This is a genomic window from Arthrobacter sp. FB24, from assembly GCF_000196235.1.
Lineage (GTDB): Bacteria > Actinomycetota > Actinomycetes > Actinomycetales > Micrococcaceae > Arthrobacter.
The window spans coordinates 2,130,150-2,145,243 of the sequence record NC_008541.1 but is presented as its reverse complement, the minus strand read 5'-3'; the positions used below and the strand labels follow the sequence as shown (position 1 = coordinate 2,145,243).

Here is a 15,094-nt window from a genome sequence, read left to right as displayed (position 1 = left end):
CCGTGCTCGATTCGGCATTAGGTAAGCATCGCTAGATGTCTGCCTACCGCACGCCGTATCGCGGCAGGGAATGCCCGGGATCGGTCTGGCCGCACATCGTTTTTGCCGACACAGGATCGGTCCTGGGAGAGAGATCGCGTTCCAGAGTGATGCCGTAGGGAACGTCTGTGCTCAGAGTTACTGCGAACGAGGTCGGCCCATAACGCGTCACAAGAATTCCGTGACGTCCCTCCCTCCGAGCTCGCTCCTGAGCCGATTTCTCCGCAGCGTCAAGGCGTTCGGCGACCAACTGGGGCTGGTCGGCCGTGACGTGATGGGTAGTGGTGGAGTTGCCGGTGATCATGGGGTCGTTCCTGTTCTGGTAGTGCTCATAGGCAGTTTGATGTCACGGCCTATATCCCTTGGAAGGCAAGCTGCCTGGTCGCTTTCAAAATCCTACGGTTGACGGTCGTGCAAGGAAGCGGGCAAGTGTTCCAGAGTGTGCATTCTTTGGTCCTGGACCGCTCATTTTGTGCAGGAGTGTCCACACCCGAGCGTTAGCCGGTGTGCATCCCTATGCTCTGGGCACTCAAGGAAGTCTTCCGATCCAAAGACACTCTGAGACGCGCTGCGCGTATTGTTGCCGTCGATCACAGGGGCCGCACCGTTCAGGGGCTGGTTCCGGCAGTTCTGCGGCAAGGCGCCAGCCGCTGACGTGGTCAGCGACAGTGTCGTCAACCTCGCAGGACAACTAATTATCAGCAGGCCGTGGGTTCACCGAAGGGTAATGACGTGCCGGCTATGAGCCAGGCGCTGCCGTCCCAATGCATTGCATAGCGGAGCTTCCAGTTCGAACAGGTTTGGCCGTTTCTGCCGTGCGCTGCATCTTGGCGTGTTTGTAGGTTCACATCAGCGGAGAGGGCATCGCCGCTGCCTGTAACGTCTACGATTTCGACCTTTTGCCAGTACGAGGATCCAAGCTCAGCGCTCCATGCAACTGAGTCACCGAAAGTTGCCTGGAGTTCGGGAGTGAATTGCTTGAAGGCGGCGGCGTAGGCCCCTTGGTTGATGCCTTGGCCATGCAGCAGGAGGCTCTGCCCGATGTTGCGTGCTTGATCGTGGCTGGACAAGACGGTTAGCGGGAAAGATCCTGAACCCGGTGCCGGGGCGTTGCCACAGTCTTTGAGCGTTACCGGCACCGATCGTTTCTGCCATTCCTGAACGGCGGCAGCAGCCCGTGGCGCAGTCACCGCGTAGGCGATGCCTTCGGCCCGGACATTTTCGTCGAATTCAATGGTCACGATAACGCCAGAAACCTGACCATCCTGGGTAATAAGGGGTCCACCGCTGTTTCCATGGTTGATAGCCGTATCGGTTTGAATCAGATTGCTAAGAACTCGGCTACCAATTCTCTGTTCCGCGTTCAGAGCGCTTACTGTCCCCCGGGTGAAAGTGAAAGGCCGACCTAAGGGAAATCCGAGGGCAGCGACATCCGTTCCAATTGGCGGTTCAGTTGTTCTGAACTGAAACTGATGACCTTGAACTGGGGTTTCGGTTCTTACGAGCGCCAAATCAGCGAGTTCGTTTGTGCCCAGTGTTGTGGCATTTACCGTTGTTCGACCAAACGAAATGCTTATCGCGGACGCGTCCCGCACCATGTGCGCAGCGGTGACAACCAGATCAGGACCAACAAGGAACCCCGTGCCCGTGAAGCTGTTCTCACACCTCGTCACGCTGAACTGCCCGACACCCGACTGCGTCTGGGCAACAACGTCCGGCCAGCTGCTGGGAACGGCCTCCGTGCTTGGACTCGGGCTCGGGGATGGACTCAGGCTGGGGGCAGCGGTTTTCTCGCTTGGGACAGGCGTTTGCGTGGTGGGCGGCCCGGACAAACTAGTCGAGGACTCAGGGGCAGGTCCAGACCCATTTGTGCATCCTGTTGTCCAAAGACATAAGCTCACAACCGCCGCAACCGCACAGAAAATGGTGGGACTTCGCTTAATGCTCATCAATTGCCTCCCGGTGCTGAAGGAACGGGACAACAGTCTCAGCACATGGGCGTGCGCCACTCCTGTCCAGTGTCCCGCAAGGTCATGCTCAAGTAGTGCAAGCGGCGCGATGAAGATAGAGCTTCAAACCATGGAGGCAAAATGGAGACCCCTCCGTAATTCAATCAGCGCCGCTTTTCGTTACTCAGATACCCCAGCGATGACATAGTAGCACCGGAAAAATCAGATTTACCGGATTTGTCCTGCCAAATCCGAATGGTGTCACGCCGCTCTACGCATCGGCCATTAGCATGAACGACCCTGGCCAGATCGCCGACGACAATTGCAGCGAGCCGTCCGGTTCCGATTATGCAGCGCCGGTTGGAACTGGCCGGCTGCGGGCAACGGGTTCTGGAGCCCGCGTGCCGTCATGCATGCCCGGCTCCAGGACCCAGGCGGCACGATGGAGCAAATTCGCGAGTCGGCCACGAAGGTGATCGACTTCTCTGCGTTTCCCTTTGGCGCCTTTTGCCTCGATCACAGGGGCACAAGGCAACGCGCTACGGGCTTCGATGTTAACAGCACCGAGGAATGGGTAAGCCAGGTGAAAATAGTCCATCAATCTCTTCTTGTCCTTAGTGTGGGCGGCCGCGGACCGACAACGTCCGCAATCGCGGATTTGTACCGTGGGGGTCACCAGCGAGCCGGGCGCGTACTTAGCACCTTTAGTTCCGGAATCCGATTTTCATGCCCGCCGATTTGCCGGGCGCCGCGGATACCGGGCTCCCGGTGATCGATGGCGCGCCACCGGTTCCTGTCTGGGCGAGGTACCTGAACAAGGCAGTGATTCCGAACGTCCAAGGCTCCGTTTCCTCGGTGCTCTGGGTTTGGTTGATGAGCGTTCCGAGCTGGGGGCTGCTGATGGTGACGATGTCGCCGTTCTTGTGCGTGAAGCCGAGGCCTTCCGTGTCGCGGTCCTGGGTGGGGGCGAACAGCGTTCCTGTGAAGAGGGCGAACCCGTCGGGGTATTGGTGGTGGCTGCCGTGCGCTGCCTTGATGAGCTCTTCGAAGGAGCGGCTGATGCGGGCGACGCTGTTGCGACCCTCCATCCGGTAGCCGTCCGTACCTTCGACCGTGAGGGTGATTTCTTCGGTCCGGAGGGACTCCAGTGTGAAGTCCTTGTGGAAGAGCCGGATCAGCGGACCAATCGCACAGGATGCATTGTTGTCCTTGGCCATCCCGAGCAACAGCGCGCTGCGTCCCTCCACGTCCCGGAGATTCACGTCGTTCCCCAGCGTGGCACCCAGGGGATCCCCGGCGGAGTTGAGAATGAGCACAAGCTCGGGCTCGGGGTTATTCCATGAGGAAAAGCTGGGAATACCAACGCCGGAACCATATCCCACCGAGGATAGGACCGGGGCTTTGGTGAATACCTCCGGGTCGGGACCAAGACCGACCTCAAGGTACTGTGACCACATGCCCTGGGCGGACAGTATTCTCTTGGCCTCCCGCGCCTGCTCCGACCCGGGGCGGACGGAGTCCAAGCTGCCGCCGAGGACGTCGGCGACAGCCTTGCGGACTTCTGCGGCACGGGTGAAATCACCGCCGCACCGCTCTTCGATGACCCGCTCGATCATGCTCTCAACGAACGTCACCCCGCAGGCCTTGACCACCTGAAGGTCGATGGGCGCCAGCAGGTGGGGCCGGTTACGGTCCGTCCCCTGCGAAGCTTCCACGATCTCCGCGAGGTCCCAACGCGGAGCGTCAGTTCTTTGAAGAACCACTTCCAGGGGGTTCTCGTATTCCATGAGTTCTGCAACAGTGCGGACCCCGGGGCTCAGATCGAAAACGTCCTCACCCCGGACAGAGACCACTCTGGGGCCCTGGGAGACCGGATCCCATATGCGGCCGATGAGGATCGCCTTCGCCGGGTCGGCCGGAAGAATTTGCTGTATTTTCATGCTGATCATGCGTTGTCCTTATCTTTAGTGGCTGCTTCCCAGGCCCCGTCGACCCGACGTCGAATCCCCCAGGGGTTGTCGTCCCGGAGCGGTTCGGGCAATTGCGAGGGCGGAAAGGAGTCATAGGCAGCGGGGACCTCTTCCAGACGTGTCTCCTGATGCCCGAGTGCGACCAACTCGTCAGCGTGGGTTTCCAAAGCAGAGGCAATACCTTCCAGCCAGCGAGCTCGCATTTGTGGCTGGTCTTCGCTGGTCAGCTCATAAGCGTTGTGAGCGGCAATGATCTGGTTTTCTGTCTCTTCGCGTGATGTAACCATCGCTTGTTCCTTCCGGGCCCCTGACTCACTGTTGTTTGTGAGGCTGACGGGTCCCTTGTCTTGGGGTGCTTCCGTGCATCCGTCCTGAATATGGCTGCGGTGCTCCGACGCTGCTCCAGAGCTTTGGCTCCGTCGGCGCGGGCTGGGCCAGCTACCGGTGAACTGATCCACTGATTGGCGACGTCTTCGGCGTAGATTCTGCTGGCACGAGCCACCCGGGGCAGGGGCGGGCGCTGCACCGGCCGACCCCTGCACTCCCCCTTTGCTTCAAATGGCCGGGCTGCGCTCGAGGTTGAAGTAGGAGCGGGCGTCCGGGGGGCGGATGTCTGCGACGGCATCATGGAAGATCCGCATCGGGTGTGGCGTGTAGGGGTGTTCGGCGATCGCTTCGAAGTCAAGTTCGATGCCCAGACCGATGCCTTCAGGAATGAGGATGTCACCCTCCTCCGTCAGCTGGAGGCGCTCGTTGGAGATCTCGGTTCGCCAGGGTACGTCCGAGGCCATGATTTCCAGATAGCGGAAATTGGGCAGCATCGCGCCGAGCTGCAACGTCGCCGCGGTACTGAGCGGTCCGCTTGGGTTATGCGGTGCAAACGGAATGTAATGGGCCGCGGCGAGCGTGGAGATGAAGGACAGTTCCAGCAGGCCGCCGGCGTGCGTGACGTCCGGCTGTATGTAGTCCACGGCATTCCGCGCGAGGGCAGGGACAAAGGTGTTCCGTCCGAACCAACGTTCCCCGGCAGCGATCGGTACAGGAGATTTGGAGCGTATCTCAAGGAGCGCGTCGATCCCGTCCGGCGGGCATGGTTCTTCGAAGAACACCGGCTGGAACTGCTCGATTTCGCGTGCGACCCGGATCGCTGTCGGTACATCGAACCGGCCGTGTCCTTCGATGAATAGCTCGACGTCGTCGCCCACTGCCTCGCGGACAGCGGCGACGGGCTCGAGCATGCGCCGCAGGTCCCGCGGCTCGAGGGTGAGGTCCGCGGCTTCGAATGGATCCCACTTGAGTCCGCGGAAGCCTTGGGCGACCGTCTGGACGGCTGCCTCGGCGAAGTCCTCAGCCGTTTTGGCTCCGGAGAACCAGCCGTTGGCGTAAGCGCGGACTCTGTCGCGGACCTGTCCACCCAGCATGCGGTGGACAGGGACGCCAAGTGCGCGGGCGGAGACGTCCCACATTGCCATTTCGAGGGCGCTGAGCGCTGTCATCGAGACCGGCCCGCCGCGCCAGTAGGCATCGCGGTTGAGTTCATAGATGGTTTGCGAAATCCGGGTTGGGTCCTTGCCGCGGACCGCGTCGGCGAGCACGGCGACGGCGCCGCGGACCGCATGTTCCTGGCCTTCGAGGGTTGCCTCGGCGATGCCAGTGAGTCCCTCGTCGGTGCTGAGCCGAACGAAGATCAGGTTCGTCCGGTAGAAGTCGACAACGACGGTGTCGAGGTTGGTGATTTTCATTTGTGGATCATCCTTTGACGGCGCCCGCGGTCATACCGCTGACGACATATCGTTGTGCGAACAGATAAAAGGCGACGGCCGGCAGCGTGAACAAGAGGCCGACGGCCATGATGGTCTGGATAGTGGCCGCGAAGACGTACTCGTTCCAGGCGCTGAAGAAGGCGATCACTGCGGCGGCGGCTATCGCCGGCGCTATCAGTGGCAGGATTATGCGGGCGAGGACGGTGGGTGGGCGGCTGCCGTCGACCCGTGCTGCCTCATCCAACTCGCGGGGAACGCCGTCTATGGCACCTTTGAGGATCAAAGCGACTACCGGCAGGGCGAATGCAGTGTCGGCCAGGATCAGGCCGTGCAGCGAGTTCAGCAGGTCGAATCGCCGGAAGATGGCGAACAGCGGAACCACCAGCAGGGCCTCGGGCAGCATCTGAGTGAACAATAACGCTTGCCACCGGCGGCCTTGCCGCGGAAAGCGAATCGAGACAGGGCGTAGCCCAGCGGGACACCCAGCGGGACACCCAGCGCGATGGATAGAACCGTAGTCCCGGTGGCCACGATGAGGCTGTCCAACAGCCAACCGACGACCTGACCATCAGCCAAGGCGTCGCTAAAGACGCCCAATCGGGTGAAGTCCGGGAGCAGGTTTATGGATGATGACCCGATGAGCCGCCGGTGGACGGAGACGAACACCCAGCGAGCACGGTAGCGCCCGCTGCCAGGACGGCCAAGATCGAAATAGTTCTTGGGCGGCGGGATAGGCGTGATGACATAGCTACTCCTTCGTAAGCGGCAGTGTGGCGATCTCGGCACATCAATATATATTACTAATAATAGGTATAAAGGCAATAGTTAATTGGAGCCGGGTAGAGTTACCCTATGACCAATCTGCACTCTGGACTCGTTGATATGCTCGGGCTCCGGATCGTACGGGGCGACTACCCCCCGGGTAGTCGGATCGACGTCGACGCCCTGGAGCCCGAGTTCGGAGTCAGCAAAACCGCTATCCGGGAGGCCTTGCGCGTCATCCGCGAGAAAGGGCTCATCGACTCGTGGCCAAAGCGCGGAACAATTGTGAACGACCGCAAGGCATGGAAGCTACTGGACAGCGACGTCATCATGTGGCGGCGCTCCGCGCGACGGGACGATGACCGTCTCCTCGCGGAACTTTCCCAGTTGCGGGACGTTATTGAACCAGCCGCGGCGAAGCTGGCTGCACAGTATCGGACGCCGGGAGACCTTGAGGCGCTGCGCCGGTCGTTCGCCGAGTTCGAGAGGGCGGGGCAGGACGTCGAACGGCTCGCCGCGGCCGACCAGGACTTCCACCTCCACCTGCTGCGGGCGACGCAAAACGAACTGATGATGCGTCTTGACGTGGTCATTGTGCACGCCCTCCACGCGCGCAACCGAATCCAGCATCATCCCGGCGCGGCGTGGCTCGATCCGGTCCCGGACCATCGGCGGGTGCTCGACGCGATCGAAGCCGGTGACCCAGAGGCGGCAGAAGCGGCCATGAAATATGCGATTCGGGAGTCCGACGTCGACCTCACCAGCGGAGAGCCCGCGTTCATGGAACCGGTCGCTAAGGCCAGCAGCAAGCCATAGAAGTCGCCCGCCAGGTAGCGCACCTACTGCCGCTTCTCGGTTAACAACAGAATCAGGAAAGAACTGCCTCCCCCGGCTGGAGCCAGGTGGACTCGCCGGTCTCAAAAGTCCCTGCGTGCGGAGCCTGGACAGCACTGCATCAGTTCGTCTCCCCTTGAGGTTACGGAAGGCAGGCTATCGGCGTTTAGGGTACGTGAACGGAAGTGGCTGCCAGAACTCCCGTCCCAACGGCGTCGCCGGGTTATTCCGCCTCAATGTCGCTGGAAGGCGCCCTTGCTCGCCCCTGACTGCAGACTGGCGGGATCAACAACATTCATCCGTTCACGGTCCCTGCACACCGCTAGTCAAGGTACGCATGCGCCAACGTGGATTGCCGCATGATCGGGACTGGTCGACCTTGTGCGTCGCGATCGGCGCGATCATGCCCACCGCGAAAAACGCCGGCACGATCTTCGGGCCCCTCTTGGCGCTGACCTTCGTGCCGTTCTACGCCATCACCCTGATCATCTCCGGCCCCCGGGCCGTGATTGCGCAGGCCTCCACCTACTTCCAGCTCTTAGCGCCCGTCGCCACCCTGCTCCGCAACGCCTTCGGCACCTCACCACCGCTCGAATCGGGCATCATCAGCAGCGGAAGAGGCGGACGGCGAGTCGGATAATGAGGGCTCCGACGATGAAGAGTTCGGCGATGGCGAATGAGGCCATTGCATCTGTGTGGGGCTATTCGCAGGAATTGCGCACATATATAACTCTGCCCTTAGCCTCAACCTTCTTCAGCAAACCGTGGATCCCTTCGGAGGCAAGAAAGTGGTCGCCGTCTATGGTCACTGCGGCCATCAATGTAAGAATCAAGACGGAGTCGCCAAACGGCAGTCGCGATGGTGACCCGACGTAGGAATGTGCAACGAGTACACGCCGCACGGTTTCAGTTCAGGGAGTCTGCGACCGTTTCATGAAACCAGCGCAACGCGCGGGACCGTGGGGCCGTGCCGTTCCAGTAAAGCGATACATCGAATGACGGAACATTAAATGGCAGTTCCCGGATGGTAAGGGGCGCCTGTTCCGTGAACATGCGGGCCACCCTCGACGGAACGATGGCGGCCAGATTCTGCCCTGCCAACACCAGGGGCAACACCGAGAAGTGGTGGAGACGCAGAGCGATGTTTCGTTCGATGCCCAGGGCTGCTATTTCGGCCTCCGCAAGGTGGTGTCCCGCCGACGGGTCGATGACGACGTGCCGCATCCCGGTGAACTGCGACAGGGTCATTTTTTCGGCGAGCCCACCCGCCCCGTCGGGGAGTACGCACACGTAGTGTTCTTGGTCGATCACTCGGCTGCGGATGGCTCCGCCGATGGGCACGCTGGCAATGGCCGCGTCCACGGCCCCGTGCGCGAGCCACTCTGACACCTTGTCGATCTGCATGGGAACGACCTCAAGCACAATCTGCGGGGCGCTGTCGAGGAGACGTTTCATGAGTGCAGGCAGAAATGCCATTTCACCCAGATCCGAAAGGCAGAGGCGGAAGGTGCGACTCGAGGTGGTCGGATCGAAGTCTCTGGTCCCGTCAATGGCGAGATCGATTGCGTTCAGCGACGCCTTGAAAGTTGAGAAGAGTTCGACGGCCACCCGAGTTGGGGTCATCCCGCCTGCGCCGCGGGTAAACAGGGGGTCGCCGAGCTGTCGTCGGAGCCTGGACAGGGCATGGCTAACAGAAGGCTGAGTGATGCACATCTCAGCAGCGGTCTGGGTCAGGCTCCGCGTCTCGTAGATGCTGACAAACGTCTTCACAAGATTTAAATCCAGATCGGCCATGTAAATGATTATAGATGAAATGCATTTTGGCTAGAGACAGAATTCATTGGACTCATACCAGTGGCATACCTACGCTTGAATAAATCGATGAGTGAAATGAGACACAGCAATGACCACCGTTCACGCCGCAGCGTACGAGCTTCTTCGAAGCAACAGGCTGACCACAATTTTCGGCAACCCGGGATCCAACGAACTCCCCTTCCTTGACGCAATGCCCGCCGATTTCCGGTACATCCTGGGCCTGCATGAAGGGGTCGTGGTGGGCATGGCGGACGGCTTCGCCCAGGCATCCGGTCAGGCCGCCTTTGTTAACCTGCACGCCGCTTCAGGGACGGGCAATGCGATGGGCGCCCTAACGAACGCGTGGTATTCGCATACTCCGCTGGTGATCACGGCTGGTCAGCAGGTCCGTCCGATGATCGGGCTCGAGGCGATGCTGTCCAATGTCGACGCCGCCTCACTGCCACGGCCGCTGGTGAAATGGAGTGCCGAACCGGCACAGGCCCCGGATGTCCCCCGGGCACTGAGCCAAGCAATCCACACTGCCACGAGCGATCCCAAGGGACCCGTATACCTCTCGATCCCTTATGACGACTGGAATCAGGACACTGGGAACCTGAGTGAACATCTGAGCTCACGATCTGTAAGCAGGGCAGGCAACCCCTCCGCAGAACAGCTGGACGACATCTTGTCTGCCCTGAGGGAAGCAGCGAACCCTGCCCTGGTTTTCGGACCTGATGTCGATGCGGCCCGGGCAAATCACCATGCCGTTCGCTTGGCGGAAAAGCTGGCCGCGCCCGTGTGGATTGCGCCGTCAGCGCCACGCTGCCCCTTTCCGACGCGCCATCCGAACTTCCGCGGCGTTCTGCCGGCCTCCATCGCCGGAATCTCCGCGCTACTGAACGGCCACGATCTGATCGTGGTCATCGGCGCCCCCGTGTTCCGCTACCACCAGTACCAGCCCGGCAGCTACCTGCCGGAAAATAGCCGGCTAATCCACATCACCTGTGACGCCGGCGAGGCAGCACGGGCACCGATGGGAGATGCCCTGGTTGCAGACATCGGTCAGACGCTGCGGGCGCTGGCCGACATAATTCCCCAATCGAAACGGCCACCCCTTAGGCCGCGTGTCATTCCGCCGGTCCCGGACTCACAGGATGATCTCCTGGCACCGGACGCTGTCTTTGAGGTGATGAACGAGGTGGCGCCCGAGGACGTTGTCTACGTCAACGAGTCGACTTCCACCGTCACGGCCCTGTGGGAACGGGTGGAACTAAAGCATCCCGGAAGCTACTATTTCCCTGCATCGGGCGGCCTTGGCTTTGGAATGCCCGCAGCGGTCGGCGTACAACTCGCGAACGATCGGCGGCGGGTCATCGCCGTCATCGGCGACGGCTCGGCAAACTACGGCATCACCGCTTTGTGGACGGCCGCCCAAGAAAAAATCCCTGTTGTTTTCATCATCCTGAACAACGGCACCTACGGGGCGCTGCGCGCCTTCGCCAAACTCCTCAACGCGGAAAACGCCGCAGGCCTTGACGTCCCGGGTATCTGCTTCTGCGCCATCGCCGAAGGCTATGGCGTCGAGGCCCACAGGATTACGAGCCTCGAAAACTTCAAAGACAAGCTTTCCGCAGCCCTGCAGTCAGACACCCCCACTCTCCTGGAAGTACCCACTTCCACCACCAGCCCCTTCTAACCGCGGCATTTTCCTAGAGACAGAAGAATCGCAATGACGCAATTCACGCCAATCAAAGCCATGGCGGACGCCCGCCTTAATCGTTTTCATATCATTTTGCTGCTCTGCTGCTCATTCATCATGTTCTTCGACGGATACGACCTGATTGTCTACGGCTCGGTCCTGCCAACCCTAATGACGGAATGGTCCCTCACCCCTGATCAGGCAGGCTGGCTCGGTAGCGCAGCCCTCATCGGCATGATGATCGGTGCCCTGACCCTCGGTTCCCTGGCCGACAGGATCGGACGGCGGCCAGTGGTCGTTCACGGCACACTGCTCTTCTCACTGGCGGCAATAGCAACCGGGCTCGCTACGACACCAGAAGCCTTCGGCGCGCTTCGGTTCCTGACCGGCATCTTCCTGGGCGGCGTCATACCCAACATCGTGTCGCTGATGAACGAACTCGCGCCGAGGGCCAACCGCCACGCCCTGACGACGATCATGCTCAGTATCTACTCCGTCGGTTCAATCGTCGCTACGCTCGTCGCCCTCTGGGTTCTGCCTCTTCTGGGCTGGAAACCGGTCTTCTTCCTTAGCGGTGCAGCGCTGCTGTTCCTCCCCTTCCTGTACCGGTGGATGCCTGAGTCCATGACTTTTCTGATGAGCCGCGGGAAGGAAACAGAGGCCCGCGCCCTGCTTCGCCGCGCAGTGCCGACCCAGAACCACGAGCACGTGCACTGGACAGTTCCTGCCCCTCAGCACCGTCCGTCGGTTTCCGCGTCTCGGCTCTTTCGAGAGGGCCGGCTCCTGGGCACCCCGATGGTGTGGCTGAGCTTCGGAATGTGCATGCTCATGGTCTACGGCCTGAACACCTGGCTACCGAAAATCATGATCGCCGGCGGCTACGACCTGGGATCCAGCCTGCAGTTCCTTATCGTCCTGAACATCGGAGCCACCGTCGGTGCCTTGGCCGGAGGCTGGCTGGGTGATCGCTTCGGAAACAAACTGGTCCTGGTTATTTTCTTCGCCCTGGCCGTCGTGTCGCTGATCCTGCTGGGAACCCACCCCGGCCCGGAGCTCCTCAACATCCTCCTCTTCATCGCAGGCGCCACCACGATCGGGACTCTCGCCGTCGTCCACGCCTTTGGCGCCGACTACTACCCGGCCGAAATACGCTCCACCGGTGTCAGGTGGTGCTCAGCGATGGGACGGTTCGGCGCCATCGCAGGGCCGATCCTGGGCGGAGCACTGATCGGGCTCAAACTGCCCCTGGGCCAGAACTTTTTGATCTTCGCAATCCCTGGCGTCATTGCCATCGCCGCGGTGCTGCTGGTTGCGCGTACCAAGACCGTCGAGGAATCGCACGCCGAACCGCAGCCTGCCGAATCCCAAACGTCCAGCATCAGCTAGACCTGTGACGTCACCTCCATCAGCCCTCACCAAGGAGAACCATTATGACAATCCAACACGCACCCGAGGCATCACCTGCCACGACCTGGATCCCCGGAAAGCAGTTCATCAACGGTAACTGGCGCGATGGCGGATCAGAGAACATCCTGACCGTCACCAACCCGTACAACGGTGAAACGCTGACCACAATCCGCCAAGCCAATCTGGGCGATCTTGACGAAGCTTACGAAGCCGCCGCACTGGCGCAAATTGACTGGGCGGCCCAGAGTCCGGCTGCACGTCAGCAGGTGCTGCTACGGGCGGCCCAAATCCTTGAGGAACGCCGTGAAGAAATCACCTCCTGGCTGATCGCCGAATCCGGCAGCACCGTGCTGAAAGCCAACATTGAACTTGGCGCCGCGCAAGGAATCACCGTCGAGTCAGCATCCTTCCCCCACCGCGTCCAAGGCCGGATTCTCGAATCAAATACCAAAGGCAAGGAAAATCGCGTGTACCGCCGGCCGCTCGGCGTCGTCGGAGTAATCAGCCCGTGGAACTTCCCCCTCCATCTCACTCAGCGCTCCATCGCACCCGCACTGGCACTCGGCAACGCCGTGGTGATCAAACCAGCCAGCGACACACCCGTGAGTGGCGGCCTCATCCTAGCCAGAGTCTTCGAAGAGGCCGGCCTGCCGCCGGGCGTGCTGAACGTCGTCGTCGGCGCAGGTTCGGAAATCGGTGACGCCTTCGTTGAGCACCACGTACCATCCTTCATTTCCTTTACCGGATCAACACCTGTGGGACAAAACGTTGCCAGACTTGCCGCCACCGGATCGCATCTTAAGCACGTGGCACTGGAACTCGGCGGTAACAGCCCATTCGTCGTTCTCGCCGACGCCGACCTGGACCAGGCGGTTCGGGCCGCCGCCATGGGCAAGTTCCTCCATCAGGGCCAGATCTGCATGGCCATCAACAGAATCATCGTCGAAGACGGCATCTACGACGAATTTCTCACCCGTTTCGCCGACCACGTCCGGACGTTGCCGATAGGCGACCCGGCCGACCCGGCCACGGTCATCGGGCCGGTGATCAACAGCAAGCAACGCGAAGGCTTGGAGAAGAAAATAGCCAGGGCGGCCGAAGAAGGAGCCAGGACCCTGCTGGGCGGTCCGGCGGCTGGCCAGGTCCTGCCGCCACACATCTTTGCCGATGTCACAGCGGAAATGGAGATAGCCCGTGAGGAAATCTTCGGACCACTCGTCGGGATCCTCAAAGCCCGAGACGAACAACACGCCCTGGAATTGGCCAACGACAGTGACTTCGGCCTCTCCAGCGCCGTTTTCACTGAAAGCACGGAACGCGGCGTCAGGTTCGCCCGCGGGCTAAAGGCAGGAATGACCCACGTCAATGACATTCCCGTCAACGACGAACCGCATGTGGCATTCGGGGGCGAAAAGAGCTCTGGGCTCGGACGCTTCAACGGCGAGTGGGCCATCGACGAATTCACCACCGACCACTGGGTCAGCGTGCAGCACGAAGCACGCCAGTACCCCTTCTAACCAGGACGGCAAAACCAAAGTGAAAATCGGTATTCTCGGCGCTGGAGCCATGGGCCAGCTTTTCGGGGCCAGACTGCAAATCGCCGGCCAAGCCGTTGTATTCATCGACGCCGCGCCAAACACGATCAACGTGCTCAACAGTGAGGGAATCGCGCTCACAACCGAAGACGGCGCAGAACATACGCACGCGAGTGCAGGATTGGCCTCCGACTTCCGCGACATTCTTGACCTGGTCATGGTCTTCACGAAGGGCTTCCACACCGCCCCGGCCCTAGAATCCATCGGCCACCTTATCGGTCCGGAAACTCACGGAATCACTCTCCAGAACGGCCTGGGCAACGGAGTGGAACTAGCCCGCCATTTTGGTCCGGACCGGACATGGATCGGCACTACCGACTTTCCCGTCGATCTCGAACGACCCGGTGTTCTCACGACCAGCAACAGCGGAAAAGTGCGCTTCGGCTCCTACTCCGCCCGTCAAGCCTCCGTACTCCCTTGGCCGTTCAGAGTCCTTCAGGAAGCACGGCTGAACCCGGTCCTCGAAGTAGATATCCTCCCGGTGATCTGGGAAAAGGTCGCGTTCAACGCAGCACTGAATACGCTCAGTGCCGTCAGCGGCCAAACGGTGGGACAGATCGGTAAGAGCAAGGAAAGCAAAGAACTGGTCGACCATGTGCTGGCCGAGACGGCCGCTGTTGCTGCAAGCGCGGGGGTAGTCATATCCCTTGCTCGTGTAAAAGCGGCGATCACCAACGCTTACGAAAACCATGGCAGCCACAAGACATCAATGCTGCAGGATAGGGAAGCCGGCCGCCGCACCGAGATCGACTATATCGGCGGCGCGGTCGTGCGACTGGGCGCCGAGGCGGGCGTCGCGACTCCGGTGTTGTGGACGCTCACCCTCCTCGCCCGTCAACCTCTCCCAGAAAGGCGGACGGTCACTCCACGATAGTCCGGATCACGGCCCTGCATCGCCCTGGTTTGGCGTTGCCTGAAGAAGCACAGCCAGAATCCGCGCACACTCGTCGCGTTCCCACCGGGTTGGGCACGAAAACATGTATCCCTGGCGCAAACCGCCGGTTTGAATGAAGGGACACACTTTGGGACTTACAAGGACCGCCTTTGGCCGCTACCCGACCACGCCAAGCGTCCTCCCAAGATGCATCTCGGACGGCGTGGACGGGCACATGCCCGTCCACGCCGTCGCAATAATCGGCTTCACCACCTTTTCACTCGCCACCGGGCTCGCCAGTGGACCAACCGCCCTCTTGCTCGAAGAAGCCGTTACAGGAGCCACCGAAGGCAGCCGACCCGGACGTACCTGGCGCGCCGTCGTGCCGGATGGCTCTGCCGCTGA

Annotated in this window: 13 protein-coding genes; 6 read left to right on the top strand and 7 right to left on the bottom strand. The window is 60.9% G+C overall.

The window, feature by feature from the left end:
- Positions 1 to 43: 43 nt before the first annotated feature.
- The 6 genes from ARTH_RS09640 to ARTH_RS24090 all read right to left on the bottom strand — a co-directional run bounded on the left by ARTH_RS09640 (position 44) and on the right by ARTH_RS24090 (position 6,124).
- Positions 44 to 343 (bottom strand): hypothetical protein, encoded by a 300-nt coding sequence (locus ARTH_RS09640; protein WP_011691753.1) that lies wholly within the window; start codon positions 341 to 343, stop codon positions 44 to 46.
- Positions 344 to 737: 394 nt separating this feature from the next.
- Entirely contained in the window at positions 738 to 1,988 is a 1,251-nt protein-coding gene (locus tag ARTH_RS24405) for a S1C family serine protease (protein ID WP_011691752.1), read from the bottom strand.
- 704 nt (positions 1,989 to 2,692) lie between these two features.
- Positions 2,693 to 3,937 carry a fumarylacetoacetate hydrolase family protein gene (locus ARTH_RS09630; protein WP_011691751.1) on the bottom strand — a complete coding sequence of 415 codons (1,245 nt, stop codon included), beginning with the start codon at positions 3,935 to 3,937 and terminating at the stop codon, positions 2,693 to 2,695.
- Positions 3,934 to 4,245, bottom strand: coding sequence for a hypothetical protein (locus ARTH_RS09625; RefSeq protein WP_043429706.1), 312 nt, complete (start codon positions 4,243 to 4,245; stop codon positions 3,934 to 3,936). The genes ARTH_RS09630 and ARTH_RS09625 overlap by 4 nt, the downstream gene beginning before the upstream one ends.
- Before the next feature lie 267 nt (positions 4,246 to 4,512).
- Positions 4,513 to 5,700 (bottom strand): mandelate racemase/muconate lactonizing enzyme family protein, encoded by a 1,188-nt coding sequence (locus ARTH_RS09620; protein ID WP_011691749.1) that lies wholly within the window; start codon positions 5,698 to 5,700, stop codon positions 4,513 to 4,515.
- A gap of 7 nt (positions 5,701 to 5,707) precedes the next feature.
- Complete coding sequence (locus tag ARTH_RS24090; protein ID WP_052309680.1) at positions 5,708 to 6,124, bottom strand: ABC transporter permease subunit; 417 nt, start codon at positions 6,122 to 6,124, stop codon at positions 5,708 to 5,710.
- A gap of 449 nt (positions 6,125 to 6,573) precedes the next feature.
- Between ARTH_RS24090 and ARTH_RS09610 the strand changes: the two genes are divergently transcribed.
- Together ARTH_RS09610 and ARTH_RS09605 are read left to right on the top strand one after the other, a co-directional pair.
- A complete protein-coding gene (locus tag ARTH_RS09610) occupies positions 6,574 to 7,299 on the top strand; it encodes a FadR/GntR family transcriptional regulator (protein ID WP_011691748.1) in 726 nt (241 codons plus the stop codon).
- A 421-nt stretch (positions 7,300 to 7,720) separates the two neighbouring features.
- Positions 7,721 to 7,957, top strand: a complete 237-nt coding sequence (locus ARTH_RS09605) for a hypothetical protein (RefSeq protein WP_156810661.1) — start codon at positions 7,721 to 7,723, stop codon at positions 7,955 to 7,957.
- Between the two features lie 266 nt (positions 7,958 to 8,223).
- Here the strand turns inward: ARTH_RS09605 and ARTH_RS09600 are convergent, their stop codons facing one another.
- Positions 8,224 to 9,111 (bottom strand): LysR family transcriptional regulator, encoded by an 888-nt coding sequence (locus ARTH_RS09600; protein ID WP_011691747.1) that lies wholly within the window; start codon positions 9,109 to 9,111, stop codon positions 8,224 to 8,226.
- A gap of 109 nt (positions 9,112 to 9,220) precedes the next feature.
- On the opposite strand from ARTH_RS09600, the gene mdlC reads away from it, so the two are divergent.
- Genes mdlC through ARTH_RS09580 form a run of 4 tightly spaced genes read left to right on the top strand, consistent with a single transcriptional unit; the run spans position 9,221 to position 14,689 of the window.
- Positions 9,221 to 10,810 carry a benzoylformate decarboxylase gene (gene mdlC / locus ARTH_RS09595; RefSeq protein ID WP_011691746.1) on the top strand — a complete coding sequence of 530 codons (1,590 nt, stop codon included), beginning with the start codon at positions 9,221 to 9,223 and terminating at the stop codon, positions 10,808 to 10,810.
- 33 nt (positions 10,811 to 10,843) lie between these two features.
- Complete coding sequence (locus tag ARTH_RS09590; RefSeq protein WP_011691745.1) at positions 10,844 to 12,199, top strand: MFS transporter; 1,356 nt, start codon at positions 10,844 to 10,846, stop codon at positions 12,197 to 12,199.
- 44 nt (positions 12,200 to 12,243) lie between these two features.
- A complete protein-coding gene (locus ARTH_RS09585) occupies positions 12,244 to 13,737 on the top strand; it encodes an aldehyde dehydrogenase family protein (RefSeq protein WP_011691744.1) in 1,494 nt (497 codons plus the stop codon).
- Positions 13,738 to 13,756: 19 nt separating this feature from the next.
- A complete protein-coding gene (locus tag ARTH_RS09580) occupies positions 13,757 to 14,689 on the top strand; it encodes a ketopantoate reductase family protein (protein ID WP_011691743.1) in 933 nt (310 codons plus the stop codon).
- Positions 14,690 to 15,094: the final 405 nt, after the last annotated feature.